The following is a 26,414-nucleotide window of genomic DNA, read 5'->3' on the forward strand; positions in this document are numbered from 1 at the left end:
TTTTGATACAGGATGGCCCTTTTTATGCATCCCCTCATTGATGCGATACGCGTACTATTGGCAGCCGCTATACGCACAGCAGTGCAACAATAAAAAAAACGGAGAGATGTGATGTTTAAATCCTTTTTCCCCAACCCCAGACCGTTCTTCATTTCGGCGCTGGTATGGGCGATCCTGGCCGTGCTGTTCTGGGAGGCCGGCGGTGGCGACTGGCTTACCCGACTGGCTGGCAGCAATGGCGATGTCCCGATCAGCGCCGCGCGCTTCTGGTCCCGGGCCTACCTGGTGTTCTACGCCTACTATGCCTTCTGCATCGGCGCGTTTGCGCTGTGCTGGTTTATCTGGCGTCCGCATCGCTGGCAGTACTGGTCGGTACTCGGCAGCGCGCTGATTATCTTTGGTACCTGGTTCCAGGTGGAAGTGGGGGTCGCCATCAACGCCTGGTACGCCCCGTTCTACGATCTGATCCAGACTGCGCTCGGCTCGCCGCACAAGGTGCGCATTGAGCAGTTCTACCATCAGCTGGTGATCTTCCTCGGTATCGCGCTGATCGCCGTGGTGATCGGCGTGCTGAACTACTTCTTTATCAGCCACTACGTGTTCCGCTGGCGTACCGCGATGAACGAGTACTATATGGCGCGCTGGCAGCGCCTGCGCCACATTGAAGGCGCAGCGCAGCGCGTGCAGGAAGATACCATGCGCTTCTCATCCACCCTTGAGAGCGTGGGCGTCGGCGTGCTCAATGCGGTACTGACGCTGCTGGCGTTTCTGCCGGTGTTGATGGCGCTCTCGCCGCACGTAAAGGATCTTCCTGTCGTCGGCAGCGTGCCGTACGGGCTGGTGTGGGCTGCGATTATCTGGTCGGTGGTCGGCACCGGGCTGCTGGCGGTGGTGGGGATCAGACTCCCCGGGCTGGAGTTCAATAATCAGCGTGTCGAAGCGGCATACCGTAAAGAACTGGTCTATGGTGAGGATGACCCTGAGCGCGCCGACCCGGTGAGCGTGCGCGAGCTGTTCGCCAACGTGCGTAAAAACTACTTCCGCCTCTACTTCCACTACATGTACTTCAACGTGGCGCGCATTCTTTATCTGCAGGTGGATGCGGTGATTGGACTGTTCTTACTCGGGCCCTCTATTGTCGCCGGGGCGCTGACGCTGGGGCTGATGCAGCAGATCAACAACGTGTTCGGGGAGGTACGCGGGGCTTTCCAGTACCTGATCAGTTCCTGGACTACGCTGGTGGAACTGCTGTCGATCTATAAACGTCTGCGCAGTTTCGAACAGACGCTGAATGACGAGCCGGTAACGGACACGCCCGAGGCACTCGCCTGAGGCCTTTTTTGTAAATAAGGATAATGCCGTGACGATCTCCTCTTTACCGCGCAGCGGTTTCCTGTCGCTGAGTCTGCTGGCCTCGCTGGTGCTGGCAGGGTGTAGCAGTGAAAAGCAGCACTCCGCCCCCGGTCAGCCCACCGTCGATGTGCGCAAGGTGGTAAAGCAGAAGATGCCGGCGCGTATCAACGATCGCGACGGCTGGGCGCGGGATATCGCTACGGCATTTGAGAGCCAGAAGCTACCCGCTACGCTTGATAACGTCTGTTCGGTACTGGCGGTGGCGGAGCAGGAGTCGGGCTACGTTGCCGATCCGGTGGTGCCGGGGCTGAGTAAGATTGCCTGGCAGGAGATCGACCGGCGCGCGGAAAAACTGCATATTCCGGCGTTCCTGGTGCGTACCGCGCTGAAAATCCCCTCTTCAAATGGCAAAAGCTACAGCGAACGGCTGGATAAGGTGACCACCGAGAAGCAGCTCAGCGCGATTTTTGACGACGTGCTGAACCGCGTACCGCTCGGCCAGAGGCTGTTCGGCTCGCTCAACCCGGTGCATACCGGCGGGCCCATGCAGGTAGCCATCGCCTTTGCCGAAGCACACACCGACGGCTACCCGTGGCAGCGTGAAGGCAGCGTGCGGGAAGAGGTGTTCACCCGCCGCGGTGGCATGTGGTTCGGCATCTACCATCTGTTGAACTATCCGGCCAACTATTCGCGCTCCCTGTACCGCTTCGCCGATTTCAACGCCGGATGGTACGCCAGCCGCAATGCCGCGTTTCAGAATGCCGTCAGTAAAGCCAGCGGCGTGAAGCTGGCGCTGGATGGCGATTTGATTCGTTACGACAGCGACGAGCCGGGCAAAACCGAACTGGCGGTGCGTAAGCTGGCGTCACAGCTGGATCTGGATAACGACGATATTCATCGCGCGCTGCGCAAGGGCGACACCCTGGATTTCGAAGACACGACGCTTTACGCCCGCACCTTTGCGCTGGCGGAGAAGAAGACGGGAAGAACCTTACCGAAGGAAGTGTTGCCGGGGATCACGCTGGAGAGTCCGAAGATCACCCGTCAGCTTACCACTGCGTGGTTTGCTAAACGGGTGGATGAGCGTCGGGCCAGATGTACTGGCCAGAACTAGTAGTGACGCTGGCGGACCTTTAGCCAGACAGCGACGGCGGCAAACAGCACACAGCCGAGAATAAACGGAATCAGTCCAAAAACGGTACCGACCGCGAGTTCCATCTCAATGCGGGGACGATTGTTGTCCTGCATCTGCATCAGATGCTCAAACACACCCGGCGCATGCATCAGCACGTTCAGCAACTGGGAACCGACCCAGAAGCAGAACAGTACAAACACGGCATAGGCAACGTTGCCAAGGGTAGTTGATTTGTCACGCTTTTTCCCGGCGATGATGGGTTTAGACATTGTAAAATCAGCCATTATGACCTCCCGGGGAACTCACTTTTGCCGGCGCTGCGCCAGCAATACATGACTGAGTCTGACAGGTCATAGGAATTGTCAATATCAGATTGATGGTAATTTCTGCTGCAGATTACTCCTGGATGTCAGTTTTATGTAATCACTCACATTTTTGTTACTTAATTAATCAAACGATAACATTTAAGACTTTCCGTAGCGCTGACGTCGCGACCCGGCACGCAGACAGGCGACGGGGAACTGTGCGAAGATGCGCGTTTTCAACTCTGGAGCGATCATGAAGCTGTCTGCCAAAATGCGCCGTGACTGGCATTACTATGCCTTTGCCATCGGCCTGACCTTTATTCTGTACGGTATTGTCGGTTTGCTGGGTTTCGAAGCCAAAGGCTGGCAAACCTATGCGGTGGGGCTGGTAGCCTGGGCGATCAGCATGTGGCTGGCGAGCCTGATTATTCGCCGTCGCCCGGAGGATGAACCGGACGAGGCGAACAAGTAACCCTTAGCGGGTGATGGCGCTTTTCAGCGCGCTGTCTGCGGCGTAGCGCTCCAGCGCCAGCTCAATCAGGCGGGTGATCAGGGTCTGGTAGTCCAGCCCGCTGGCCTGCCACAGCTTGGGATACATGCTGATATTGGTAAAGCCAGGCAGGGTGTTGATCTCGTTGATAATCACCTCGTTTTCCGGCGTCAGGAACACGTCCACGCGCGCCATGCCGGCGCACTCCAGCGTCTGATACGCGGCAACAGCAATCTCACGGATACGGTCGTTAATCTGCGGATCGATGGCGGCCGGCACCACCACCTGCGCGCCTTTGTCATCGATGTATTTGGTGTCGTACGAGTAGAAGGCATCGTTCACCACCACTTCACCACAGGTGCTGGCCTGCGGGTGATCGTTACCCAGCACCGCACACTCAATCTCTCGTCCGGTGATGCCCTGTTCAATCAACACCTTATGATCGAATTCAAACGCCAGCGCAACGGCGGCCTCAAACTCTTCTGCGCGGGTCACTTTGCTGACCCCGACCGACGACCCCTGGTTGGCCGGCTTCACGAACAGCGGCAGGCCGAGACGGGCGGTGACGGCCTCAAAGGTAAAGCGCGCGCGACTGGTGCGCGTCAGGGTCACAAAGGGGGCGACGTTCAGCCCCGCATCGCGCAGCAGACGCTTGGCAATGTCTTTATCCATGCTCACTGCGGAACCCAATACGCCGGAGCCGACAAACGGCAGATTTGCCATGCGCAGCATCCCCTGCAGCGAGCCGTCTTCGCCGAGCGTGCCGTGGACGATGGGGAAAATCACATCCACCTGGGAGAGCGCCTCGCCCTGACGGGATTCGATCAGCTGCGCCTGGGCCACGCCCGGCACCAGCGCGACGGTGTTTTCCGACCGGTTCAGGGCAATACGCGCCGGGTCCTGGGCGTTCAGCAGGTAGTTGCTGGCATCATTGATATGCCACTCCCCCTGCTTATCAATGCCGAGCAGCACCACATCAAACTTCGTTTTATCGATGGCATCGACGATATTTTTCGCTGACTGCAGCGATACTTCGTGCTCCGCCGATTTCCCACCAAAAACAATGCCTACCCGCAGTTTTGCCATGACCCACACGTCCCCAACAGTAAGAAAGCCCCTACCATAGCACGCTGATTTTCCGCTTTCATGCGCTTCATTGCCCGGGCTACGCATCGGGCGGGCTGAGCCGTCTATACTGTGTGTTCTGCATACAAATCAGGGAGGGGGGATGAAAAAAGGGGGAGGTCTGGTGACCGGAATCGTAATCGCCGCCGTGATGGGCTACTGGCTCTATGACTATCTGCCGTCGCACTATAATCCCTTCGCGCCGCTTTCACCCACCGATCCGCCGACGATGATCACGCGCTACAAGCTGCGCGAGCTGGCAAAACAGCCGGAAGCCTGTATGGCGGTCCTGAATCAGGCGCAGCAGCTGAAGATGATCGCGTTTCGCCCGGCACCTGACGTGCGCGGCGACTGTACCGTGGAAAACCCGGTGCGCGTCACCCGCTTTGGCGATGTAGCGCTCAGCAGCTCGTTTCTCGCCAGCTGCCCGCTGGCGGTGAGCAGCGCCATGTTCGTCCAGCAGCGCGCCGTCCCGGCTGCGCAGACGGTGGCAGGCAGCAAGCTCACGCGTATCGACCACCTGGGCAGCTTCGCCTGCCGCAATATCTATAACCGTCCCGGCGCGCGCCTGAGCGAACACGCCACTGCCGATGCGCTGGACATCAGCGGTTTTCGCCTTGCCAACGGCGAGCGGCTGAGCGTCGTCCGCGACTGGAACAATCAGGCGCAGAAGGGCGCGCTGCTGCGCCAGCTGTTCAGCGACAGCTGCGCGTTTTACGGCAACGCGCTGGGGCCGGAGTATAACGCTGCCCATGCCGACCATTTCCATCTCGGGATGCGCGGCTTCGGGATCTGCCGGTAGGGCGCTGGAGTGTGATACAGTCGTCACTATCACCGTTTAGCCGTCTGGCCCCGTGGGCCGGACCCACAGTCTGAAATAACGCCCTATGGAATCCTGGAAGGTCAATCTCATCTCTGTCTGGTTCGGCTGCTTCTTTACCGGGCTTGCTATCAGCCAGATCCTGCCGTTCCTTCCCCTGTACGTGGCGCAGCTCGGTGTCAGCTCGCATGAAGCGCTGTCGATGTGGTCGGGGCTGACCTTTAGCGTCACCTTTTTGATTTCGGCAATTGTGTCGCCGATGTGGGGCAGCCTTGCTGACCGCAAGGGACGCAAGCTGATGCTGCTGCGCGCCTCGCTGGGGATGGCGATCGCTATTCTGCTGCAGGCCTTTGCCACCAACGTCTGGCAGCTGTTTTTCCTGCGGGCAGTGATGGGGCTGACGTCCGGCTATATTCCTAACGCGATGGCGCTGGTGGCCTCGCAGGTGCCGCGAGAACGCAGCGGCTGGGCGCTCAGCACGCTCTCCACCGCCCAGATAAGCGGCGTGATCGTCGGGCCGCTGATGGGCGGCTTTCTGGCGGACTATCTGGGGCTGCGCACGGTGTTTATCTTTACCGCCGTGCTGCTGATGGTGAGCTTTACCGTTACGCTGTTTCTCATTAAAGAGGGGCCGCGCCCGGCGGTAAATAAAGCACAGCGGCTGAGTGGCGAGGCGGTATTTGCTTCCCTGCCGCAGCCGTGGCTGGTGGTCAGCCTGTTTGTCACCACGCTGGTGATCCAGCTCTCCAACGGCTCGATAAGCCCGATTCTTGCGTTGTTCATCCAGTCGCTGGCCCCGCACAGTACCAATATCGCGTTTCTCAGCGGGTTTATTGCGGCGGTGCCGGGCGTTTCCGCGCTGCTGGCGGCCCCGCGGCTGGGTAAGCTCGGCGACCGGATCGGCACCGGGCGCATTCTGCTCGCCACCCTGAGCGTGGCCGTGGTGCTGTTTTTTGCCATGTCGTTTGTGACCTCGCCCACCCAGCTGGCGGTGCTGCGTTTCCTGCTCGGCTTTGCGGATGGCGCAATGCTGCCGGCGGTACAAACCCTGCTGCTGAAATATTCCAGCGATCAGGTTACCGGGCGCATTTTCGGTTACAACCAGTCGTTTATGTATCTCGGAAACGTCGCCGGGCCGCTGATGGGCGCGGCGGTGTCGGCAATGGCAGGATTTCGTTGGGTATTTATCGCGACTGCGATAGTGGTGCTGATCAATGTCTGGCAACTGTGGCGCGCGTTAAAGAAGGCGGAGCGGGCAAAAATAAGCGGATAGCGTAAACTGTTAGCGGTCGGGAGAATATATCCATAAGGCTGGTGAATGTTTCAGGGTTATTCTTGGGTCTGAATTCAGCCTGTCACTTTATTCAGGTTATAAGAGAAACGTTTCGCTGGCGCTTATTTCGGTGGTCGCGCACAAATCAGTTATTAATTCGTTAAATGTTTTTTGCGATATATTTGCTTTTCTATAAATGAGTGCTAACGTCGCTGCGTCTCTATTAAGGAATTTCCTAAGATGAAGAATCTCATTGCTGAACTGCTGGTTAAGCTTGCTGAAAAAGAAGACGAATCGAAAGAGCTGGTGGCACAGGTTGAGGCGCTGGAAATCGTCGTGACCGCGCTGCTGCGTCGTATGGAACAGAGCGAGCAGAGCGCGCTTATCAACGGTATCGAAGAGGCAATGGCCCAGGCGCGGCCCACGCAAACTGTTGCTGAGCGGGATGCCGAGTTACTGCAGCAATATTTAAAGAAGCTGTTAAAGCACCCACGCAGTTAACGGTGGGGTAAGGCTTGCTGCACGCATATATCACTAAGGTTATGTCACCCCCTTTGCCCGGCGACGGGAGTACGGCCCGTCAGCGTCATTATTTGTCGTTGCCGTGCCGCTATAGTTCATTTGCAATACTTATTATTTAAGCATTGCTAAAAAATAACAAAATTGCTGGCGGTCTGGCAAAGCGAGCGCGGCCCGGTGGTGTTTTTGGCATTACGCATCAGACTTACTGTGTCAGATGACAACAAAAAGGATGATGCTATGAAAATAACGCTGTTACCCGCCGCGCTGCTTGGAATGACGCTCGCTTTTGGCGCCCAGGCTGAAGAAAAACAACCCACGCCGCAGCAGCAGCGAATGACCAGCTGCAACGAGCGCGCCAGCGCGGATGCATTAAAAGGGGATGAACGAAAGGCATTTATGAGTAGCTGCCTGAAGAACGATCGCGATAAGGAAAAAGGGCTGACGCCGCAGCAGCAAAAAATGCGTGAATGCAGCAACCAGGCCACGCAGCAGTCCCTCAAAGGGCAGGACCGTACTAAATTCATGAGCGGCTGCCTGAAAAAATCCGCGTAGGCACTTCCCCGGCGAGCGTGTGTCGTCGCGCTCTGCCGGGAGTTTACACACCCGTTATGACTTGCTCAGCTGCTCGGATTTCGCCATGCATTTTTCCATCGCTTCGATCACCGCCGCGCGGAAACCACGCTCTTCCAGCACTTTTACCGCTTCAATCGTGGTGCCGCCCGGGGAACAGACCATGTCTTTCAGCTCGCCGGGATGCTTACCGGTTTCCAGCACCATTTTGGCGGAGCCCATCACCGCCTGGGCGGCAAACTTATAGGCCTGCGCGCGCGGCATGCCGCCGAGCACGGCGGCATCGGCCATCGCTTCGATAAACATAAATACGTAGGCCGGTGCGGAACCGCTGACGCCCACCACCGGGTGGATCATCTGCTCGGCAATTACTTCTGCTTCGCCAAAGTAGCGGAAGATATTGACGATCTCCGCCGTCTCTTCCGGCGTTACCAGCGCGTTCGGGGTGATGGAGGTCATGCCGGCATTCACCAGCGCCGGGGTATTCGGCATGGTGCGGATGATTTTGCGGTCGTGCCCGAGCACGGTGGCGAGCTGATCGAGCGTCACCCCGGCGGCAATCGACACCAGCAGCGTCTCTTTATTCAGGCTGGAAGCGACGTCGCTGAGCACTTTCAGCGTGATGTTGGGTTTGACCGCGCTAAAGACGATGTCGGCGATCTGCGCGACCTCCTGGGCGCTCTGCGCGGCATTGATGCCGTACTCATCGTGCAGAGCGGCAACGCTGCTGGCAGAAGGGGTATACACCCAGACGCTGCCCGGTTTCACCTCTCCGCTGGCAATCAGCCCGCCGAGAATCGCTTTGCCCATGTTGCCGCACCCAATAAAACCAATTTTCTTATCCACAGCGTCACTCCATCGTCAGTGCATCATCGGAATCGGCGCTTAGCTTAACGCGGTTTCCGGCATCGGGGTAAGGCATCGGCTACGCTTAATGAAAAAAAGTGAGGCGGCGATGGATAAACCAAAACAAAACGAGTTTGCCAGTCGTGACTATCCGGTACAGGAAAATATGACCGCCCAGCGTAAGGAGTGGCGATTCCAGGCGGCGGGCAATTATGTGCTGTTTACTATCGTGATCCTGGCGCTACTGGGGCTGTTTTCCGACGGCATCATCAGCGAAACCGCGCAGACCAGTGCCAACGGCAAGCTGACGGTGGAGTACCAGCGGCTGATCCGCGCCCAGAGCGATGAGCGTTACATACTGCGCGTGCAGGGCGAGCCAGACCGGCCGGTGCGTATCACGCTGGGTGGTGATTTTATGGAGCGCTTTCAGATACAGACGCTGTTCCCTGAGCCCTTAATTACCCATACCAGCGCGCGCGAGATGACGCTAACCTTTGCGGCCACCCCCGATGGCAGGCACGCGGTATGGATTGGGGCGCAGCCTGAGTCAGCTGGCTATTTCACCTCGATAATTACTGTGGATGGCCAGCCGGGCATGACGCTGCGCCAGTGGTCCTGGCCTTAGGAGAATCTTATGGATAGCGTAATGCGCGCGGCAGGTATGTATCTGCTGTTGCTGGTGGTGCTGAAAATTGCCGGGCGACGCACCCTGCTGGAAATGAACGCCTTTGATTTCATTCTGCTGCTGATCATCAGTGAAGCGACACAGCAGGCGTTGCTGGGGAATGATTTCTCGTTTACCGGTGCGGCACTGACCATTATCACCCTGATTGTGATGGACATCCTGTTCAGCTTCCTGAAAAACCGCTTCCCCCGTCTTGATTTACTGCTGGACGGTTCACCGCTGATTCTGGTCGAGCACGGGCGGCCGCTGCACAAGCGCATGCGCAAAGCGGGGATCTCCAGCGACGATATTCTCTCGTCGGCACGAACCGGGCAGGGAATTGAGCGCATAGACCAGATTAAATTTGCCATTCTGGAGAAGAACGGGAAAATTGCCGTCATCCCGCGAGATAATCAGGAGTCGTAATGGCCATTTGGGTGGATGCGGATGCGTGTCCGAACGTAATTAAAGAGATTTTATTCCGCGCCGCGGAACGAGCGCAGATCATGGTGACGCTGGTCGCGAACCAGAATTTGCGCGTTCCGCCGTCGCGCTTCGTGCGAGCGGTACGGGTGCCCGCCGGGTTTGACGTAGCCGATAACGAAATTGTGCAGAAGTGCCAGCCGGGCGATCTGGTGGTGACTGCCGATATTCCGCTGGCGGCGGAAGTGCTGGAGAAAGGGGCGGTCGCGCTCAACCCACGCGGCGAGCGCTACAGCGAAGCTACCATCCGGGAGCGGCTGACGATGCGCGACTTTATGGAAACCCTGCGTGCCAGCGGGGTGCAGACCGGCGGCCCGGACAGTCTCGGGCCGCGCGATCGCCAGCTTTTCGCCGCCGAGCTGGATAAGTGGCTGCTGGCGGTGAAGCGACAGACGCCTTAAACCCAGCTGTCGTCGTCGCTGCCGACGTCATCGTTGACGTTATCCCAGGAGGTATCCACCACGTCGTTGGCATTATCCTGGGGCAGGCCAGCATCCTGGTTGAGGAACTGACTGTCGTCCGCCTGGTTGTAGTCCTCCACGGCATTCACTGCCGTGTTTTCTACCGGCTGGGCGGGTTCGTTGATGATGTTCACCAGCTCCTCGGGTTGGGTGTGGCTGAACATACTGGTCAGCATATTCCCCAGCACCACGCCCCCGGCCACGCCAGCTGCGGTTTGTAGCGCCCCGGCCATAAACCCACCGCCGCTGCGCTGTCCGTAGCCTGCCATCGCATTGCCCGCCGGCGGTGGGCTATAGCTGCCCGGCGCGGCACCCTGCATCGGCTGAGTACCGGGTATAGCGTTGCTGGCCGGGCGTGCGCCCCCGCCAAACAGGCCGGACAGGAAGCCGCCGCTGCTCTGCTGCTGACGCCCGGCATGTTGTAGCTGGGCGACCTCCCCCTGCAGCGCCTGTACCTGAGCATTGAGCTGCTTAATGGCCGCTTCCTGAATCAGGATGGTTTGCGCCATGTAGTAGGGCGCGCCCGGCTGGCTTTGCAGGTGGCGGCTGATGTGCTGCTCTGCCGCTGCGTCGCGCGGCGCGCTCTGTTTTTCCGCCTCCTGCAGGCGGCTAAAGAGTCCATCAATAAGCTGCTGCTCTTCCGATTGCATGATTCACACCTCTTTCATCACCTGTAATGATAATAAGTGTGGTGCATTCTCGCGGGTTGTAAACGTTTCGTCCGTAACGGTGCGGGGAAATAATGTTACGGTTTGCACAACGAGGCTTGTGTTTAACCCGAGCTTTACAGTATGGTGAGCTGCGTTGCAGCGGTGACAGGTTTCCTTTACATCTTGAGCGCTGCAATATTCTTGTTAACAGGGCATTAACACCGAACGTGGCTATTAATGTAAATTATTTTTTACACATCTCCCTGTAATCATTGACTGGCATTATCACCCTGAAAAAACAGTTCCCCCGCGAGGGTGGCAGAGGATTTCTCGTTCATGACGCAACCCATTTTCCTGATCGGCCCGCGCGCCTGCGGTAAAACTACGGTCGGAGAAGGACTGGCTCAGGCCACCGGCTTTGAGTTTGTCGATACCGATCGCTGGCTGCGCCAGCACAGCGGCATGACCGTGGCGGAGATTGTGGAAAAAGAGGGGTGGGAGGGCTTTCGCCAGCGCGAGAGTGACGCGCTGCAGGCGGTAACGGCCCCGGGAACGGTGATCGCCACCGGCGGCGGCATGGTGCTGTCCGAGGCCAATCGCCAGTTTATGCACGAACGCGGCGTGGTGATCTATCTCTGCGCCCCGGCGCAGGTGCTTGCTGCCCGTCTGGCGGCGGTACCGGAGCAGGGCCAGCGCCCGACGCTGACCGGCAAAACCATCGTCGATGAAGTCGAGGACGTGCTGGCCGCGCGTGAAACGCTCTATCGCGCGGCAGCGCATCACGTTGTTGATGCTACCGGCAGCCGGGATGAGATTGTCGCCCAGCTGTTAACCGCGCTGCATCTCGCTCAGGCAAGCTAAGCGGTAAAATTGTCTATACTTATAGCCCGACCTTTAACAACAACAAAGGAAGCGCTATGCCAACAAGACCCCCGTACCCACGTGAAGCGCGTATTGTCTCCGTCGAAAAAGGCGGTGCCGATCAGACGGTAACCTGGTATCAGCTGCGCGCCGATCACCCGAAACCGGACTCGCTTATCAGTGAGCATAACACCGAGCAGGAAGCGCTGGACGCCAAACGCCGTTATGAAGATCCCGAAAAGTCCTGATCGTCGTCACTCTACCGCGCGGCGTTAGCCTCCTGACGCCGCCGCTAACCCTGACTTTTTAGCCACGATCGCTTATCTGACCCGTAATGCATTTTTTCACGCGCTTTCTGGTAATAATGCTATTCTTTTTGGCTATTACGTAAACCAAAATGAACGCGCTGTTATGTGTTGATGCCAGAGCCGGGCGGGTGTAGCGATGAAGGGCGGTAAGCAAAAATGAATGCAACATTGGCGGTGGTTACGATTGGCGTCGTGCCCGTAAGTGAAGTTTTACCGTTATTAACCGAGCATATTTCCGAAGAACATATTACCCATCTCAGCCTGCTGGCCTCGCTTTCGCGTGAAGAGGTGCTGTCAGAATACCGCCTGGAGCCAGGCGAAGAGCCGCTCTACGTTCTGCTCAGCGACGGCAAAAGCGCCGAAATTTCTTTCCCAAAAGTTGAAATCGCCCTGCAGGGGGTGATCGAAGTGCTGGATAATCAGGGCTTCGACGTCATTTTGCTGATGAGCACGCTGCGCTTCAGCAACCTTAACGCCCGCAACGCCATGCTGCTGGAGCCGGCGCGCATTATTCCTCCGCTGATTGCGACCATCGTTGACGATCACCAGGTCGGGATCATCGTGCCGATGCCGGAACTGATGCGCCTGCAGGAGAAGAAATGGGCAGTGCTGGAGCAGCCGCCGGTCTACGCGCTGGCGAATCCGTTTTACGATACCGAAGCCGAGTGGCTGCGCGCCGCTGAGAAGCTGGTGGAGCAGGGAGCGCAAGTGCTGCTGCTTGACTGTCTGGGCTTCCACCAGCGCCATCGCGATCTGCTGCAAAAATCACTCGACGTGCCGGTGCTGTTAACCAACGTGCTGGTAGCGCGTCTGGCTTCTGAGTTACTGATGTGACAGAAAAAAACAATTTACGTGACAGCGGCGGACGCTGCCCCCTATAGTGGTTTTTCGACCACTTTTAAAAGGGACCGTCCATGCTTCAGAGTAATGACTATTTTTCCGGCAAAGTGAAATCTATCGGCTTTTCCAGCAGCAGCACCGGGAAAGCGAGCGTTGGCGTGATGGAAGAAGGGGAGTACAACTTCTCAACGGCGCAGCCCGAAGAGATGACGGTGGTCAGCGGCGCACTGAAGGTGCTGTTGCCGGGCGACACGGAGTGGAAAGTTTACGGACCGGGCGAGCGCTTCAACGTGCCGGGGCACAGCGAATTCCACCTGCAGGTGGCTGAACCCACTTCTTATCTTTGTCGTTACCTTAAAGATTAATGCGTTGCAGGCGGTGCGCGAAGGTGCGGCACCGCCAGTCTGCCAGCGCTGATTAGCGCTGCGCTTCGCCGCCCAGGCCTTCCACGATATTCTGAATCAGCGCCGCAAGTTCGCCGGTCATCAGGATAAAGTCAGCGTCGAAGCGCCCTGCCACATCTTCCCGTTCAATATCTTCATTCTGGTCGCGCAGCTCGTCAGCGAACTTCAGGCGCTTGATGGAGCCATCTTCGCAGATCATAAACTGAATGCGCTGCTGCCAGTCGAGCGCCAGTTTGGTCACCACTTTGCCGGCTTCGATATGTACCGCGATCTCGTCGCTCACCAGATCCTGCTGCTTGCAGCGCACCACACCGCCGCCTTCAAGCATTGCCTTAAGCTCGGCTTCGTCCAGCAGCTGGAAGCCCTGCGCCACGTTACCGGAGCGCACCCATTCGGTGAGCGTCAGTTCGATGGGCGTTTCCAGCGCCAGCGGCACCACCGGCAGCGAGCCAAGGCTCTTACGCAGCAGCGCCAGGGTATCTTCTGCCTTTTTGGCGCTGGCGCAGTCCACCATAATCAGCCCGTTGACGGTATCGATCCACATCATGGTCTGGCTGAAGCGGCTGAACGCGCGTGGCAGCAGCGAGTGCAGCACTTCGTCCTTCAGGGAATCTTTTTCGGTTTTTTTCAGCTTGCGCGCCTGCTCGGCTTCAAGCTTCGCGATTTTCGCTTCCAGCGCCTGCTTGATAACCGGTGCCGGCAGCATTTTTTCTTCTTTGCGGGCGCAGATAACGATCTGACCGTTGGCGTCATGGGTCAGCGCGTCGCTGTGCGAGCCCATTGGCGACACCCAGCCGGTTTTCGCCATGTCCTGACTACCGCAGGGCGTGAAGGTAAACGCCGCCAGTTGTTTCTCCATCTCATCCGCGCGCAGCGTGATGTCGCGGCTCAGACGGTAAACCATTAAATTTTTAAACCACAGCATGTTCGTTTCCAGCCTGCTAGTTAAACGCAGCGGGCATGATAGCGAATTGTCGGACGGGTTTCATTGCGATTAACGCAGCCTCGCTCTACTCTCTGAGCTAACGGTTTGATTATGAGGAGAGTTCTGTGCGCATCGGCATTGATTTAGGCGGTACGAAAACAGAGGTCATCGCGCTGAGCGATGACGGACAGCAGCGTTTTCGCCATCGTATCCCCACCGCCCGGGATGACTACGCGAAAACCGTCGAGGATATCGCCGGGCTGGTCGAGCTGGCGGAACGCGAAACCGGCGAGCAGGGCAGCGTCGGCGTCGGCATCCCCGGGTCACTCTCTCCCTTCAGCGGCGTGGTGAAAAACGCTAACTCCACCTGGCTCAACGGTAACCCGCTGGACAAGGATTTGAGTGCGCGCTTACAGCGTGAAGTTCGGCTGGCGAACGATGCCAACTGCTTTGCAGTCTCGGAAGCGACGGACGGTGCCGCCAGCGGTGCGCAGACGGTGTTTGGGGTGATCATCGGCACCGGCTGCGGCGCGGGGATGGCGATCAACGGACGGGTGCATACCGGCGGCAACGGCAACGCCGGGGAGTGGGGCCACAATCCGCTCCCCTGGATGGATGAAGACGAACTGCGCTACCGCGAGGAAGTGCCGTGCTACTGCGGCAAGCAGGGCTGCATCGAAACCTTTATCTCCGGCACCGGTTTCGCCACCGATTACCAGCGGCTGAGCGGTCAGGCGCTGAAAGGCAACGATATTATGCGCCTTGCCGATGAGCAGGATGCGGTCGCGGAGCTGGCGCTGTCGCGCTACGAGCTGCGGCTGGCCAAATCCCTGGCGCACATCATCAACGTGCTCGACCCGGACGTGATCGTACTGGGCGGCGGCATGAGCAACGTCGATCGGCTGTATAAAACGGTGCCGCAGCTGCTGCCGCACTGGGTGTTTGGCGGCGAGTGCCGCACGCCGGTGCGTAAAGCGGTACACGGCGACTCCAGCGGGGTACGCGGTGCGGCCTGGCTGTGGCCGCTTAACGTCTGACGTCACGGGCCGGCGTGAGGGCCGGCCCGCCAGCAATCAGGCGTTCAGCCGCCCGGAAAGTGCGAGGTGCTGGAGCAGCATAATAGTTTTGGCATCCACGATGCGGCCATCGCCGATAGTGGCAAGGGCATCCGCAAAGGGCATCTCCACCACATCAATGTCTTCACCTTCCTCTTTCATCCCGCCGCCGTCGCTCACGCGCTGGCTGGCGTCATAGCGGGCGATGAAAAAGTGCAGCTTTTCGGTAACCGAGCCGGGGCTCATAAAGGCCTCAAATACGCGCTCAACGCGTTCGATGCGGTAGCCGGTCTCCTCTTCCGCTTCGGCCTTGATACGCGCTTCGGCATCAAGATTATCCAGCAGGCCAGCTGCGGCCTCCAGCAGCCAGCCATCATGCCCGTTGACGAATACCGGATAGCGAAACTGCCGGGTCAGCACCACGCTCTGCTGCGTCGGGTTATAGAGTAAAATTGTCGCCCCGTTGCCCCGGTCATACACCTCCCGGCTCTGGCGTTGCCACTCCCCATCCCGACGCTGCTGTTCAAAAGTATATTTTTTCAGCAGATACCAGTCATCGGACAGCACCTGGCTATCCAGCGTGCGTATTTTTGCATGTTCAGATTGCATGTTACCCCCTGCGTCAGTACGATAATCACAATAACGTGCATATTTGTGCATCATCGTGAATAATCGTGCAAGGATTTTTTATGCTGACCTCTCAACGTAAGCAGCTCATCCTGCAAAAACTGGCCGCAGACGGACAGGTGCAGTCGAAAGCGCTGAGCGAGGCGTTTGACGTCTCGGAAGATACTATCCGGCGCGATCTGCGCGAGCTGTCGGCGGAAGGGCTGCTGCAGCGCGTGCACGGCGGTGCGCTGCCCGCATCCGCTGCTGTCGCCACGTTTTCAGAGCGTAAAACCCTGGCGCTGGATTCAAAACGCACCATCGCCAGACGCGGCGCGGCGCTGATCGAACCGGGGCAGGTGGTGATCATCGACGGCGGTACCACCACTGCAGAACTGATCACCTTTCTGCCGCGGGATCTGGAGCTGACGGTGGTAACACACAGTCCGGGCATTGCGCTGGGGCTGGCGGATCACCCCAGGATTGAGGTCGTCGTCATTGGCGGGCGGCTGTACAGGCATTCGCTGGTCGCGGTCGGTGCGGCCGCAATCGAGGGGATCGCAAAGGTGCGCGCCGATCTGTTTTTTATGGGCGTCACCGGCATCCACTGCGAGGCCGGACTGAGCACCGGCGACTATGAAGAGGCGAGCATCAAGCGTGCTTTCTCGACCCGCGCGGCGGAAACCGTGGTGCTGGCTTCGGCGGAAAAAATCAATACCGCGTCGCGCTGGGTGATTGGCGACGTCAGCATGGTGAATACGCTGGTGGTGGAAAGCGCGACCGAAGAGAGTCTGCTGACGCCGTTCACCGCCCGGGGAATCGACGTCATCAGAGCCTGACCGGGAGATCGGTCAGGCCATTTATTTCACCGCAAACTCACGCGCCAGACGGCTGACGCCCAGCCCGTTCATTTTGTGGACCTTGATTTGCACCGGGATGCGCTCTTTCATCGCCTCGACGTGACTGATAACGCCGATGGTCTTGCCGCTGGCGTTGAGGGCATCCAGCGCGTCGAGGGCGATATCAAGCGTTTCCGCATCCAGGGTGCCGAATCCCTCATCAAGGAACAGCGAGTCGATGCGGGTTTTATGGCTCACCAGATCCGAGAGCGCCAGCGCCAGCGCCAGGCTCACCAGGAAGCTCTCTCCGCCGGACAGCGTGCGGGTATCGCGCTCCGCGTCGCCCTGCCAGGTGTCCACCACTTCCAGCTCCAGCGCGTCGCTCGCTTTACGTTTCAGCAGGTAGCGCCCGTGCAGGCGGGTCAGCTGGTTGTTAGCCAGCCACACCAGATTATCCAGCGTCAGCCCCTGGGCAAATTTGCGGAATTTATCCCCTTTCTGCGAGCCAATCAGATGGTTGAGCTGGCCCCAGCGCTCCAGTTCCTCACGCGCATAGGCCATCTCCTGCTGCATTCCGGCGAGGCGGGTGCGGTTTTCGGCGTCGTGGCGCAGCTGCTGGGCGATCTCGCCCTGACGCGTGGTGTTGTCGCGCAGCTGCTGAGTCAGCGCTGCCAGCCGGGCCGATACAACGGACACATCGGTATCGGCATCCAGCCCGGTCGGGCGCGCCGCCTGATGCTGCGCCAGCGCGTTTTCCGCCTGCTGCAACAGCACGCTGCATTGTTGTACCTGGCGCTCCAGCTGCTGCTTACGCTGTTCCAGCGCCACACGCTGCGCCTCATCAAGCAACGCGCTGCGGAATTGAGCCTCATCGGCAAAGGGACTGGCAGCCAGTTCTTCTGCGAAGCGCCGCTCAGCCTCACGCTGTTCAGCTTCCGCCTGCTTAAGCTGTCCCTCCAGCAGGGTAAGCTGGCCGCCGAGGGTACTGCACTCGCTGTGCAGCGTCTGCCAGCCTTCCAGCGCGTGCGCGCGTTCATGTTCAGCCAGCGGCGGCGGGGTGGAGCCGTCATCTTCCAGGGTAGCGAGCAGATTCTCCAGCGTCGCGGCCTGCTGACGCCGATGCGGCAAGGTTTCCTGCTGGTGCAGCCACTGCTGTGACTCCTGCTGACGCGCCGCAAGCCAGACGTCCTCCTCTCCGGCTGCCGGATGGGTGAGCCCGACCTGTTCCAGCGCCGTGCAGAGCGCATCACGCTGGCGGGCGATCTCCGCGGTCTGGTCGTTGAGGTGCTGCTGGTCTTTCTGCAGCTGGGCTTCCAGCGTCAGGCGCTCATCCAGCTGGCGCAGCCGGGCTTCATACTGCTCCTGCTCATCCAGCCAGCCGGTAACATCGTCCTGTGGCGTCAGGGCGATACGCAGCGCGGTGCAGCACTGCTGCCAGCGGGCATTCAGCGCGGCCTCATCTTCATTCAGGGTATGGAGCGACACCGCCAGCTTCTCACGCTGCTGGCGGCGCGTATCCAGCTGGCCTTTGAGCGCGAAGCCCTGTTCAGCGAGGGCAGCAACCTCTTTTTTGATGGCATTCAGCCGCTGCTGGTTCTCGCCGGGCTGCAGCGCCTGATAGCGGGCAACGGCGGGGTGGATAGTGGAGCCGCACAGCGGGCAGGGGGTATCCGGCTGGAGGCGGGCGCGCTCGGCTTCCAGGCTTTGAATGATGCGTTCCTGTTCCACCAGGGTTTCCAGATCGCTTTCGTGCTGGCGCTTCTCTTTGTAACGCTGGCGGCGTGCTGCCAGCTCCACCTCCTCGCCGGCAATCTGCTTATCCAGCGCGGCGAGTTCACCCTCCAGCTCTGTACGGCGTTTGTGCAGCGCGGCGAACTGCGGTTGCAGGGCAGCAAGCTGCTGACGCTCGCGACGCGTGGCGTTCAGCTGATGTAAATGAGTACTTACTTCTTCCCGGTTCATGGGGAGCGCTGCCGGCAGCAACGCCAGCTTCTGCTGACTGGCCGCGATAGCCTGCTCGCGTTCCCGGCGCTGTTTTTCATCGCGCTGCTGCTGAGCAAAGGCCATGCGCCAGCCGGTCAGCTCTGCGCTCCACAGGCGGTAGCGGTCGTGCTGGCTCAACCAGCTCTCGGTCTGGCTGATTTCAGCGTGCAGCGACCTGAGCTGGCCGTCAGCCAGTTGGCGCACCTGCTGGCGGCGTACTCTCGCCTGCTGTAAGCGAGTATTCACATTCTCTCGCTGCCGGGCTATCTGCTGCTGCGCCTGCTGACGCTCCTGGCGCTGCTGCCACCAGGGCCGCAGCTTCTCGGCGGGCAGGGCGCGGCTGAGCTGTTCCAGCGCCGGTGCGGCCTCTTTCAGCGCCTGTTCCGCCCCGGCATGCGCCTGGCGGGTGCGCTGCTGTTCCGCCGTCAGCCCGGCCAGCTGGTTCAGCCACTGCTGCTGCGCCTGAAGCGTCTGCTGTTCGGCGACACGCTGTTTTTCTTCGTCAGTAAGCGCCTGCAAACTTTGCGTCAGCTGCTGGTGCTGTTCGGCGTCGAGCAACATCACGCCCTGCGCCTGGGCTTCGAGCTTCTCCAGCGCGCTGCGCGCTTCCTTATGCTTTTCAAACACTTTTGCCGAAATCAGGCCGTAAATTTCGGTGCCGGTCAGCTCCTCCAGCAGTTCGGCGCGCTCTTTGGCGTCGGCATTGAGGAAGGCGGCAAACTGCCCCTGGGAGAGCATCATCGACCGGGTGAAGCGGTCGTAGTCCAGCCCGGTGAGGGCGGCGACCATATCCAGCTTGTCTTTAATTTTATCGGCGAGGATTTTGCCGTCGCTGACCTGGGCCAGCTCGACGCGCGGCGCCTGCAGGTTGCCTTCGATCTGATTACGCGCCCGGTACTGGCTCCAGAACGCGCGATACGCCACGCCTTTTACTTCAAACTCCACCTCCGCCAGGCACTCGGCGGTATCGCGGGTCATGAGATCGTTCTGCGCCTGGGAAATATTACTCAGGCGCGGCGTCTTGTGATAAAGCGCCAGGCAGATGGCGTCCAGCAGGGTGGTTTTCCCCGCCCCGGTGGGGCCGGTGATGGCAAACAGACCGTTGCTGGCGAACGGCTCGGCGGTAAAGTCGATTTTCCACTCGCCTTTCAGGGAGTTCAGGTTTTTTAACCGCAGGCTCAGGATTTTCATGCGTCATCCTCCTGCTGCATCTCTTCCAGCGTCCGGGCAAACAGGGTGCGCAGCGGCGGTTTTTCTTCCTCGCTCAGCGCTTCCAGCGCCAGCCGACGGTCAAACACCTCTTCAACCTGTAGCTCGCTCAGGGTTTCGTAGTGCTCTCCGGCAGCCATCTGCTCGCGCTGTTCGCGGCTGCGGCGCAGCAGCACTACCTCTACCGGCAGATCTTCCGTCATCGCCAGCACCTGGCGCTGCATGTCATACATAAAGGCCTCGCCGCTGACTTCAATATCCAGCCACACTTTGGGGCTGGCGGGGGCATCGCGCCAGCGTTCCAGCTGGCTTTCAATCGCGGTTAAATCGCCTTTCAGCACCGCCAGCGGCTGGGTGACCGGCACCGGCAGCGGTGTAATGTCCTGGAGTTTGCCGTGGCTGAACTCCACCAGCAGCACGCTTTTCTCGCTGCCGGTTTCATCGAAGCTCAGGGCGATGGGCGACCCGCAGTAGCGGATGTGCCCGGTGGAAACCACCTTCTGCGGGCGGTGAATATGCCCCAGCGCGATGTAATCCGCGGCGGGGAAGCGCTCCGCCGGGAACGCCTCCAGGGTGCCGATATAGATGTCGCGCACCGCATCGCTTTTGCTGGCCCCGACGGTAGTAAGGTGCCCGGTGACGATGATCGGCAGGTCGCGATCCCCGCGCAGGGCGCAGGCCGCGTCATAGCACTGCTGGTAGTGATCGGTAATGGCGTGCAGCAGTTGGGTCTGTTTTTCGCTGCCGGACAGACCCGCCTGGCTTTTTACGATGTCGCGCGGGCGCAGAAACGGCACCGGGCAGAGGATCGCCCCGGGCGTGCCGTCGCGGCGCTGCAGTACCCGGGCCTGGTTCTCGGCCACCAGCCCGGCGCTGGCGAACACCCAGGTGTTGAGGCAGGCCAGCAGCTCGCGGGATTCATTCAGCGTGGCGACCGAGTCGTGGTTCCCGCCCAGCACGATGAGCTGGCAGCCGGTGGCCTGCAGATTCACCACAAACCGGTTGTACAGCTCGCGGGCGTAACTTGGCGGCGTGCCGGTATCAAAGATATCCCCCGCCACGATGATGGCGTCCACCTGCTGCTCTGCCGCGGTCGCTACCAGCCAGTCGAGGAACGCCTGATGCTCGGCGGCGCGGCTTTTGGTATAAAAATTCTGCCCAAGGTGCCAGTCAGAGGTGTGAATCAGGCGCATGCGGGGATCCTTCATGGAAAAAATGCGTGGGGGCGATTATAAACAAGCTGGACGGGAGATGTCGCGACGCCGTGACATACTCATTTTTTGCGGTCATATACCGGTCATGTTTTTCATAAATCTGTCATAAATGTGAAGCATAATGGCGCCGCGTTTAATATTGATGACTTATATAACAGGGCAAATTATGGCGAGACGCATTCTGGTCGTAGAAGATGAAGCTCCTATCCGTGAAATGGTGTGCTTCGTGCTCGAGCAAAACGGCTTTCAGCCTGTTGAAGCTGAGGATTATGACAGCGCAGTAAACAATCTCAATGAACCCTGGCCCGATCTTATTTTGCTCGACTGGATGCTGCCTGGCGGTTCCGGCCTGCAGTTCATCAAGCATCTCAAACGCGAAGCCCTCACCCGTGATATCCCGGTGATGATGCTGACCGCGCGCGGTGAAGAGGAAGACAGGGTACGCGGGCTGGAAACCGGTGCCGACGACTACATCACCAAACCCTTCTCGCCGAAAGAGCTGGTGGCGCGCATCAAAGCCGTTATGCGCCGCATTTCGCCGATGGCGGTGGAAGAGGTGATCGAGATGCAGGGCTTAAGTCTCGACCCGTCATCACACCGCGTCATGACCGGCGACAATCCGCTGGACATGGGACCGACTGAATTTAAGCTGTTACACTTCTTCATGACTCACCCGGAGCGCGTATACAGCCGCGAACAGCTGCTGAACAACGTCTGGGGCACCAACGTGTACGTCGAGGATCGCACGGTGGATGTGCATATTCGTCGTCTGCGCAAGGCGCTGGAACACAGCGGCCACGATCGTATGGTGCAAACGGTACGCGGGACGGGATATCGTTTCTCTGCGCGTTTCTGACAATCTGACTGGAGTGTGACCCGTGCTGGAACGGCTGTCATGGAAAAGGCTGGTGCTGGAGCTGGTGTTATGTTGCCTTCCCGCATTCATCCTTGGCGCGATATTTGGTTATCTGCCGTGGTTTTTGCTGGCGGCGGTAACCGGACTGCTCATCTGGCATTTCTGGAATCTTCTTCGCCTCTCCTGGTGGCTGTGGGTTGACCGCAGCATGACGCCGCCGCCGGGTAGCGGCAGCTGGGAACCGCTGCTCTACGGGCTGTACCAGATGCAGATGCGCAATAAAAAGCGCCGTCGCGAGCTGGGTAGCCTGATCAAACGCTTTCGCAGCGGGGCCGAGTCGCTGCCGGACGCGGTGATCCTCACCACCGAAGAGGGCACCATGTTCTGGTGTAACGGCCTGGCACAACAGCTGCTGGGGCTGCGCTGGCCGGATGATAACGGGCAAAACATTCTCAACCTGCTGCGCTATCCGGAATTTACCGAATACCTTCACAAGCAGGACTTCTCCCGTCCGCTCAACCTGGTGCTCAACAACGGCCGCCATCTGGAGTTCCGCATTATGCCTTACAGCGAGCAACAGCTGCTGATGGCGGCGCGGGACATCACCCAGATGCACCAGCTCGAAGGGGCGCGGCGCAACTTCTTCGCCAACGTCAGCCATGAGCTGCGCACGCCGCTGACGGTGCTGCAGGGCTATCTGGAGATGATGCAGGAGCAGAAGCTTGATGAGCCGTTACGCTCCCGGGCGCTGCACACCATGCGCGAGCAGACCTCCCGCATGGAAGGGCTGGTGAAACAGCTACTGACGCTGTCAAAAATTGAGGCGTCGCCGACGCTGGTGCTGAATGAAAAGATAGATGTGCCGATGATGCTGCGCGTGGTGGAGCGCGAAGCGCAAACCCTCAGTCACGGCAATCACGTGCTGCACTTTGAGATCGAGCCGGATCTGGTGGTGCTCGGTAATGAGGAGCAGCTGCGCAGCGCGATGTCGAACCTGGTGTATAACGCGGTTAACCATACGCCGGTGGGCACCGAGATCACCGTATGCTGGAAGCGCGTGCCGCACGGTGCCTGGTTCAGCGTTTCTGATAACGGGCCGGGGATCGCCTCAGAGCACATTCCGCGCCTTACCGAGCGCTTCTACCGGGTCGATAAAGCGCGCTCACGTCAGACCGGCGGCAGCGGGCTGGGGCTGGCGATTGTTAAACACGCCGTGAACCATCACGACGCCCGACTGGATATCGAAAGCGCGCCCGGAAAAGGAGCCTGCTTCTCCTTTACCCTGCCTGAACGTCTGATCGTGCAGCCGTCGCGCGAAGCGGTCACCTCTTAAGCTGTCAGCGTTACTTTCCATCAGGCCAGATTTCTGGCCTTTTTCCTTTTCGCATAAGTAAAACCTATGATTGCTTTCCGCCAGTTGATGCTTTTTTGGTCGCATGAATGGCGGTGGCTAAAGTGAATAAACAGTGTTTTAAACTGGTCCGTTTTGCATATCTGGAATAATGGTCTGGTTTTACGATCCCGCCTTGCCTTTAAACGTTATAAGCGTTTAAATTGCGCCCCTGTTGTTACCTGTCAGACTGTGATTGCGCGGTAATTCGAAAAACTATTCTTCGCCTGCGCAACCGGGAAGCATATCCCGCTGTTTTTCAAGGTAATCACCACTTTTTCGCCACGTTACGGTGAAAAGCCTTTTTAACGACAACACCATATCCACGAGCCGTAAGAGTTTTATGACCCATCACTTAAAATCACGCGACATTATTGCCCTGGGCTTTATGACCTTCGCGCTGTTCGTTGGCGCAGGCAATATCATCTTCCCTCCAATGGTTGGCTTACAGGCAGGCGAAAACGTCTGGACTGCCGCGTTGGGTTTTCTGCTTACTGCGGTTGGTCTGCCGGTACTGACAGTGATTGCACTGGCTCGCGTGGGCGGCGGTGTTGATAACCTGAGCACGCCGATTGGCAAAAAAGCGGGCGTGCTGCTGGCTACGGTGTGCTATCTCGCTGTCGGGCCGCTGTTCGCCACGCCGCGTACCGCCACCGTCTCCTTTGAAGTGGGCATCGCGCCGCTGACCGGCACCGGCGTTGCGCCGCTGCTGATCTACAGCATCGTCTACTTCCTGCTGGTGATTGGTGTGTCGCTCTATCCGGGCAAACTGCTGGATACCGTGGGCAATTTCCTTGCGCCGCTGAAAATTCTGGCGCTGGTGGTGCTGAGCGTGGCCGCTATCGTCTGGCCGGCGGGGGATATCAGCGTGGCGACCGACGCCTATCAGAATGCGGCATTCTCTAACGGCTTTGTGAACGGCTATCTGACGATGGACACCCTCGGCGCGCTGGTGTTCGGCATCGTTATCGTCAACGCCGCACGTTCCCGTGGTGTGAGCGATGCCCGCCTGCTGACCCGCTACACCGTGTGGGCTGGCCTGATTGCCGGTGTCGGCCTGACGCTGCTTTACCTGGCGCTGTTCCGTCTGGGTTCCGACAGCGCAAGCCTTGTGGATCAGTCGGCTAACGGCGCGGCTATCCTGCATGCTTACGTCCAGCACACCTTCGGCAACGGCGGCAGCTTCCTGCTGGCGGCGCTGATCTTCATCGCCTGCATGGTGACCGCGGTTGGCCTGACCTGTGCCTGCGCCGAGTTCTTCGCCCAGTACCTGCCGCTCTCCTATCGCACGCTGGTATTTATCCTTGGCGGCTTCTCCATGCTGGTTTCTAACCTCGGCCTGAGCCATCTGATCCAGATCTCCGTGCCGGTGCTGACTGCCATTTACCCGCCGTGCATCGTGCTGATTGTGTTAAGCTTCACCCGCCCGTGGTGGAACAACGCGACCCGCGTGATTGCCCCGGCGATGTTTGTGAGCCTGGTGCTGGGTCTGATCGACGGCGTTAAAGCCTCGGCGCTGGCGGATACCCTGCCGGGCTGGATGCAGCATCTGCCGCTGGCCGATCAAAACCTGGCGTGGCTCATCCCGTCGCTGGTGGTGCTGGTGGCCTCCATCATCTGGGACCGCGCAGCGGGACGGCAAGCGACGTCAAACGCGCACTAAGTCTTTGCAGTATTATGTCTAACCACGGGGCCGTCGCTCCGTGGTTTTTTTATTGTGTTGGGTGGTAAAGAAAAGATGGAAAAGGTGAACTCGCTTAAACGCGGTTTGAGCACAAGGCACATCCGCTTTATGGCGTTAGGCTCGGCGATCGGCACCGGGCTTTTTTATGGTTCGGCGGACGCCATCAAAATGGCCGGGCCGAGCGTGCTGCTGGCCTACATCATTGGCGGCGTGGCGGCGTACATTATTATGCGCGCGCTGGGCGAGATGTCGGTCCATAACCCGGCGGCCAGCTCGTTTTCACGCTATGCCCAGGAGAACCTCGGGCCGCTGGCGGGGTACATCACCGGCTGGACCTACTGCTTCGAAATACTGATTGTCGCCATTGCCGACGTCACGGCGTTTGGCATCTATATGAGCGTCTGGTTCCCGACGGTGCCGCACTGGATCTGGGTGCTGAGCGTGGTGATGATCATCTGCGCGGTTAACCTGATGAGCGTGAAGGTGTTCGGCGAGCTGGAGTTCTGGTTCTCGTTCTTCAAGGTCGCCACCATCATCATCATGATCGCCGCCGGTATCGGCATCATTATCTGGGGCATCGGTAACGGCGGTCAGCCCACCGGCATCAGTAATCTGTGGAGCAACGGCGGATTCTTCAGCAACGGCTGGCTCGGCATGGTGATGTCGCTGCAGATGGTGATGTTCGCCTATGGCGGGATTGAAATTATCGGCATCACCGCCGGGGAAGCGAAAGATCCGCAGAAATCGATTCCGCGCGCGATTAACTCCGTGCCGATGCGCATTCTGGTGTTCTATGTCGGGACGCTGTTCGTCATCATGTCCATCTATCCGTGGAACCAGGTTGGCACCAACGGCAGCCCGTTCGTGCTCACCTTCCAGCATCTGGGCATTACCTTTGCGGCCAGCATTCTCAACTTTGTGGTGCTCACCGCGTCGCTGTCGGCAATCAACAGCGACGTGTTCGGCGTTGGACGTATGCTGCACGGTATGGCAGAGCAGGGCAGCGCGCCGAAGATGTTTGCGAAAACCTCCAGTAAGGGCATTCCGTGGGTGACGGTGCTGGTGATGACCGTGGCGCTGCTGTTCGCAGCCTGGCTCAACTACATCATGCCGGAGAACGTCTTCCTGGTGATCGCCTCGTTGGCGACCTTCGCCACGGTATGGGTGTGGATCATGATCCTGCTGTCGCAGATTGCCTTCCGTAAGCGCCTGCCGCCGGAAGAGGTAAAAGCGTTGACCTTCAAAGTGCCGGGCGGCGTAGCCACTACCGTAGTCGGGCTGCTGTTCCTGGTGTTTATTATTGGTCTGATTGGCTACCACCCGGAAACCCGCATCTCGCTGTACGTGGGCTTTGCCTGGATTGCGCTGCTGCTGGTGGGCTGGGTGTTCAAACGCCGCCACGACAGGAAAAAAGCGCTCGTCCGCTGACCACTTCAACCCCGCCGCGCTGGCGGGGTTTTTGTTTTCCCTCTACGCTCACAGACGACCTCCGCCCCGCGTCTCCTCCCCGTAATCCGCACGCAGTGAGGAGGGCGACACACGC

Annotated in this window: 28 protein-coding genes; 20 read left to right on the forward strand and 8 right to left on the reverse strand. The window is 59.1% G+C overall.

The genetic code is table 11. From position 1 onward, the window contains the following. The first annotated feature begins 111 nt into the window (after positions 1-111). Positions 112-1,332, forward strand: a complete 1,221-nt coding sequence (gene sbmA, locus ET34_RS0117390; protein ID WP_031524187.1) for a peptide antibiotic transporter SbmA — start codon at positions 112-114, stop codon at positions 1,330-1,332. A 34-nt stretch (positions 1,333-1,366) separates the two neighbouring features. Next, complete coding sequence (locus ET34_RS0117395; RefSeq protein ID WP_035891719.1) at positions 1,367-2,467, forward strand: DUF1615 domain-containing protein; 1,101 nt, start codon at positions 1,367-1,369, stop codon at positions 2,465-2,467. Here ET34_RS0117395 and ET34_RS0117400 read toward each other — a convergent pair. After that, positions 2,464-2,772, reverse strand: coding sequence for a DUF2755 family protein (locus ET34_RS0117400; RefSeq protein WP_031524190.1), 309 nt, complete (start codon positions 2,770-2,772; stop codon positions 2,464-2,466). The two genes, ET34_RS0117395 and ET34_RS0117400, sit on opposite strands and share 4 nt — an antisense overlap. 274 nt (positions 2,773-3,046) lie before the next feature. Here ET34_RS0117400 and ET34_RS0117405 point away from each other — a divergent pair, with 274 nt between their 5' ends. Then, complete coding sequence (locus ET34_RS0117405) at positions 3,047-3,265, forward strand: DUF2754 family protein (protein ID WP_031524192.1); 219 nt, start codon at positions 3,047-3,049, stop codon at positions 3,263-3,265. A 3-nt stretch (positions 3,266-3,268) separates the two neighbouring features. Here the strand turns inward: ET34_RS0117405 and ddlA are convergent, their stop codons facing one another. Continuing rightward, the gene (ddlA, locus tag ET34_RS0117410; protein ID WP_031524193.1) at positions 3,269-4,369 is read right to left on the reverse strand and encodes a D-alanine--D-alanine ligase; all 1,101 of its coding nucleotides are present in this window, start codon (positions 4,367-4,369) and stop codon (positions 3,269-3,271) included. A 142-nt stretch (positions 4,370-4,511) separates the two neighbouring features. On the opposite strand from ddlA, the gene ET34_RS0117415 reads away from it, so the two are divergent. The 4 genes from ET34_RS0117415 (at position 4,512) to ET34_RS0117430 (ending at position 7,575) form a co-directional block, all read left to right on the forward strand. After that, a complete protein-coding gene (locus ET34_RS0117415; RefSeq protein ID WP_031524195.1) occupies positions 4,512-5,210 on the forward strand; it encodes an extensin-like domain-containing protein in 699 nt (232 codons plus the stop codon). 85 nt (positions 5,211-5,295) lie between these two features. Further along, positions 5,296-6,501: a multidrug efflux MFS transporter gene (locus ET34_RS0117420; RefSeq protein ID WP_031524197.1), complete on the forward strand. Its 1,206-nt coding sequence runs from the start codon at positions 5,296-5,298 to the stop codon at positions 6,499-6,501. 240 nt (positions 6,502-6,741) lie between these two features. After that, positions 6,742-7,002, forward strand: coding sequence for an anti-adapter protein IraP (gene iraP / locus ET34_RS0117425; RefSeq protein WP_031524199.1), 261 nt, complete (start codon positions 6,742-6,744; stop codon positions 7,000-7,002). Positions 7,003-7,260: 258 nt separating this feature from the next. Further along, on the forward strand, positions 7,261-7,575 hold the full coding sequence (locus ET34_RS0117430; protein WP_031524201.1) for a PsiF family protein: 315 nt from the start codon (positions 7,261-7,263) through the stop codon (positions 7,573-7,575). A 54-nt stretch (positions 7,576-7,629) separates the two neighbouring features. Here the strand turns inward: ET34_RS0117430 and proC are convergent, their stop codons facing one another. Next, positions 7,630-8,439 carry a pyrroline-5-carboxylate reductase gene (gene proC, locus ET34_RS0117435; RefSeq protein WP_031524203.1) on the reverse strand — a complete coding sequence of 270 codons (810 nt, stop codon included), beginning with the start codon at positions 8,437-8,439 and terminating at the stop codon, positions 7,630-7,632. Positions 8,440-8,527: 88 nt separating this feature from the next. Here proC and ET34_RS0117440 point away from each other — a divergent pair, with 88 nt between their 5' ends. From ET34_RS0117440 to ET34_RS0117450, 3 genes are read left to right on the forward strand one after another with little or no spacing between them, the layout of a single operon-like run. Next, a complete protein-coding gene (locus ET34_RS0117440; protein WP_236633896.1) occupies positions 8,528-9,064 on the forward strand; it encodes a hypothetical protein in 537 nt (178 codons plus the stop codon). A 9-nt stretch (positions 9,065-9,073) separates the two neighbouring features. Continuing rightward, entirely contained in the window at positions 9,074-9,529 is a 456-nt protein-coding gene (locus tag ET34_RS0117445) for a DUF421 domain-containing protein (RefSeq protein ID WP_031524207.1), read from the forward strand. Next, positions 9,529-9,987 (forward strand): YaiI/YqxD family protein, encoded by a 459-nt coding sequence (locus ET34_RS0117450; protein WP_031524209.1) that lies wholly within the window; start codon positions 9,529-9,531, stop codon positions 9,985-9,987. The genes ET34_RS0117445 and ET34_RS0117450 overlap by 1 nt, the downstream gene beginning before the upstream one ends. On the opposite strand, the gene ET34_RS0117455 is transcribed toward ET34_RS0117450, so the two are convergent. After that, positions 9,984-10,697 carry a DUF2076 domain-containing protein gene (locus tag ET34_RS0117455; RefSeq protein ID WP_031524211.1) on the reverse strand — a complete coding sequence of 238 codons (714 nt, stop codon included), beginning with the start codon at positions 10,695-10,697 and terminating at the stop codon, positions 9,984-9,986. The genes ET34_RS0117450 and ET34_RS0117455 overlap by 4 nt on opposite strands. A 336-nt stretch (positions 10,698-11,033) precedes the next feature. On the opposite strand from ET34_RS0117455, the gene aroL reads away from it, so the two are divergent. The 4 genes from aroL (at position 11,034) to ppnP (ending at position 13,071) form a co-directional block, all read left to right on the forward strand. After that, the gene (gene aroL, locus ET34_RS0117460; RefSeq protein WP_031524213.1) at positions 11,034-11,558 is read left to right on the forward strand and encodes a shikimate kinase AroL; all 525 of its coding nucleotides are present in this window, start codon (positions 11,034-11,036) and stop codon (positions 11,556-11,558) included. Positions 11,559-11,614: 56 nt separating this feature from the next. After that, complete coding sequence (gene yaiA / locus ET34_RS0117465) at positions 11,615-11,806, forward strand: protein YaiA (RefSeq protein ID WP_031524215.1); 192 nt, start codon at positions 11,615-11,617, stop codon at positions 11,804-11,806. Positions 11,807-12,022: 216 nt separating this feature from the next. Beyond that, the gene (locus ET34_RS0117470; protein ID WP_031524217.1) at positions 12,023-12,700 is read left to right on the forward strand and encodes an AroM family protein; all 678 of its coding nucleotides are present in this window, start codon (positions 12,023-12,025) and stop codon (positions 12,698-12,700) included. A gap of 80 nt (positions 12,701-12,780) precedes the next feature. Continuing rightward, positions 12,781-13,071: a pyrimidine/purine nucleoside phosphorylase gene (ppnP, locus tag ET34_RS0117475; RefSeq protein WP_031524219.1), complete on the forward strand. Its 291-nt coding sequence runs from the start codon at positions 12,781-12,783 to the stop codon at positions 13,069-13,071. A gap of 52 nt (positions 13,072-13,123) precedes the next feature. Here the strand turns inward: ppnP and rdgC are convergent, their stop codons facing one another. After that, on the reverse strand, positions 13,124-14,035 hold the full coding sequence (gene rdgC, locus ET34_RS0117480; protein WP_031524220.1) for a recombination-associated protein RdgC: 912 nt from the start codon (positions 14,033-14,035) through the stop codon (positions 13,124-13,126). A gap of 125 nt (positions 14,036-14,160) precedes the next feature. Here rdgC and mak point away from each other — a divergent pair, with 125 nt between their 5' ends. Next, positions 14,161-15,072 carry a fructokinase gene (gene mak, locus ET34_RS0117485; RefSeq protein ID WP_031524221.1) on the forward strand — a complete coding sequence of 304 codons (912 nt, stop codon included), beginning with the start codon at positions 14,161-14,163 and terminating at the stop codon, positions 15,070-15,072. A 36-nt stretch (positions 15,073-15,108) separates the two neighbouring features. On the opposite strand, the gene ET34_RS0117490 is transcribed toward mak, so the two are convergent. Further along, entirely contained in the window at positions 15,109-15,699 is a 591-nt protein-coding gene (locus ET34_RS0117490; protein WP_031524222.1) for an NUDIX domain-containing protein, read from the reverse strand. Between the two features lie 80 nt (positions 15,700-15,779). Between ET34_RS0117490 and ET34_RS0117495 the strand changes: the two genes are divergently transcribed. Beyond that, positions 15,780-16,535, forward strand: coding sequence for a DeoR/GlpR family DNA-binding transcription regulator (locus ET34_RS0117495; protein WP_031524223.1), 756 nt, complete (start codon positions 15,780-15,782; stop codon positions 16,533-16,535). A gap of 21 nt (positions 16,536-16,556) precedes the next feature. On the opposite strand, the gene sbcC is transcribed toward ET34_RS0117495, so the two are convergent. After that, positions 16,557-19,709 carry an exonuclease subunit SbcC gene (gene sbcC / locus ET34_RS0117500; RefSeq protein WP_031524225.1) on the reverse strand — a complete coding sequence of 1,051 codons (3,153 nt, stop codon included), beginning with the start codon at positions 19,707-19,709 and terminating at the stop codon, positions 16,557-16,559. Continuing rightward, entirely contained in the window at positions 19,706-20,920 is a 1,215-nt protein-coding gene (sbcD, locus tag ET34_RS0117505; RefSeq protein ID WP_031524227.1) for an exonuclease subunit SbcD, read from the reverse strand. The genes sbcC and sbcD overlap by 4 nt, the downstream gene beginning before the upstream one ends. A gap of 187 nt (positions 20,921-21,107) precedes the next feature. On the opposite strand from sbcD, the gene phoB reads away from it, so the two are divergent. The 4 genes from phoB to proY all read left to right on the forward strand — a co-directional run bounded on the left by phoB (position 21,108) and on the right by proY (position 26,299). Further along, entirely contained in the window at positions 21,108-21,797 is a 690-nt protein-coding gene (gene phoB, locus ET34_RS0117510) for a phosphate response regulator transcription factor PhoB (RefSeq protein WP_031524229.1), read from the forward strand. A 22-nt stretch (positions 21,798-21,819) separates the two neighbouring features. After that, positions 21,820-23,130: a phosphate regulon sensor histidine kinase PhoR gene (gene phoR / locus ET34_RS0117515; RefSeq protein ID WP_031524231.1), complete on the forward strand. Its 1,311-nt coding sequence runs from the start codon at positions 21,820-21,822 to the stop codon at positions 23,128-23,130. A gap of 400 nt (positions 23,131-23,530) precedes the next feature. After that, the gene (gene brnQ / locus ET34_RS0117520) at positions 23,531-24,850 is read left to right on the forward strand and encodes a branched-chain amino acid transporter carrier protein BrnQ (protein WP_031524233.1); all 1,320 of its coding nucleotides are present in this window, start codon (positions 23,531-23,533) and stop codon (positions 24,848-24,850) included. Positions 24,851-24,925: 75 nt separating this feature from the next. Beyond that, positions 24,926-26,299 (forward strand): proline-specific permease ProY, encoded by a 1,374-nt coding sequence (gene proY / locus ET34_RS0117525; protein WP_031524235.1) that lies wholly within the window; start codon positions 24,926-24,928, stop codon positions 26,297-26,299. Positions 26,300-26,414 lie beyond the last annotated feature (115 nt).

The sequence above is a fragment of the Siccibacter colletis genome (genome assembly GCF_000696575.1).
GTDB lineage: Bacteria > Pseudomonadota > Gammaproteobacteria > Enterobacterales > Enterobacteriaceae > Siccibacter > Siccibacter colletis.

Coding starts and splice junctions, on each gene's coding strand:
- ddlA (WP_031524193.1), bottom strand. CDS start 4,369: ATGGCAAAACTGCGGGTAGGCATTGTTTTTGGTGGGAAATCGGCGGAG.
- iraP (WP_031524199.1), top strand. CDS start 6,742: ATGAAGAATCTCATTGCTGAACTGCTGGTTAAGCTTGCTGAAAAAGAA.
- phoB (WP_031524229.1), top strand. CDS start 21,108: ATGGCGAGACGCATTCTGGTCGTAGAAGATGAAGCTCCTATCCGTGAA.
- aroL (WP_031524213.1), top strand. CDS start 11,034: ATGACGCAACCCATTTTCCTGATCGGCCCGCGCGCCTGCGGTAAAACT.
- ET34_RS0117440 (WP_236633896.1), top strand. CDS start 8,528: ATGAAAAAAAGTGAGGCGGCGATGGATAAACCAAAACAAAACGAGTTT.
- ET34_RS0117470 (WP_031524217.1), top strand. CDS start 12,023: ATGAATGCAACATTGGCGGTGGTTACGATTGGCGTCGTGCCCGTAAGT.
- ET34_RS0117415 (WP_031524195.1), top strand. CDS start 4,512: ATGAAAAAAGGGGGAGGTCTGGTGACCGGAATCGTAATCGCCGCCGTG.
- ET34_RS0117490 (WP_031524222.1), bottom strand. CDS start 15,699: ATGCAATCTGAACATGCAAAAATACGCACGCTGGATAGCCAGGTGCTG.
- ET34_RS0117405 (WP_031524192.1), top strand. CDS start 3,047: ATGAAGCTGTCTGCCAAAATGCGCCGTGACTGGCATTACTATGCCTTT.
- proY (WP_031524235.1), top strand. CDS start 24,926: ATGGAAAAGGTGAACTCGCTTAAACGCGGTTTGAGCACAAGGCACATC.
- ET34_RS0117445 (WP_031524207.1), top strand. CDS start 9,074: ATGGATAGCGTAATGCGCGCGGCAGGTATGTATCTGCTGTTGCTGGTG.
- yaiA (WP_031524215.1), top strand. CDS start 11,615: ATGCCAACAAGACCCCCGTACCCACGTGAAGCGCGTATTGTCTCCGTC.
- sbcD (WP_031524227.1), bottom strand. CDS start 20,920: ATGCGCCTGATTCACACCTCTGACTGGCACCTTGGGCAGAATTTTTAT.
- ET34_RS0117430 (WP_031524201.1), top strand. CDS start 7,261: ATGAAAATAACGCTGTTACCCGCCGCGCTGCTTGGAATGACGCTCGCT.
- brnQ (WP_031524233.1), top strand. CDS start 23,531: ATGACCCATCACTTAAAATCACGCGACATTATTGCCCTGGGCTTTATG.
- ppnP (WP_031524219.1), top strand. CDS start 12,781: ATGCTTCAGAGTAATGACTATTTTTCCGGCAAAGTGAAATCTATCGGC.
- ET34_RS0117450 (WP_031524209.1), top strand. CDS start 9,529: ATGGCCATTTGGGTGGATGCGGATGCGTGTCCGAACGTAATTAAAGAG.
- sbcC (WP_031524225.1), bottom strand. CDS start 19,709: ATGAAAATCCTGAGCCTGCGGTTAAAAAACCTGAACTCCCTGAAAGGC.
- ET34_RS0117400 (WP_031524190.1), bottom strand. CDS start 2,772: ATGGCTGATTTTACAATGTCTAAACCCATCATCGCCGGGAAAAAGCGT.
- sbmA (WP_031524187.1), top strand. CDS start 112: ATGTTTAAATCCTTTTTCCCCAACCCCAGACCGTTCTTCATTTCGGCG.
- ET34_RS0117455 (WP_031524211.1), bottom strand. CDS start 10,697: ATGCAATCGGAAGAGCAGCAGCTTATTGATGGACTCTTTAGCCGCCTG.
- ET34_RS0117495 (WP_031524223.1), top strand. CDS start 15,780: ATGCTGACCTCTCAACGTAAGCAGCTCATCCTGCAAAAACTGGCCGCA.
- ET34_RS0117420 (WP_031524197.1), top strand. CDS start 5,296: ATGGAATCCTGGAAGGTCAATCTCATCTCTGTCTGGTTCGGCTGCTTC.
- rdgC (WP_031524220.1), bottom strand. CDS start 14,035: ATGCTGTGGTTTAAAAATTTAATGGTTTACCGTCTGAGCCGCGACATC.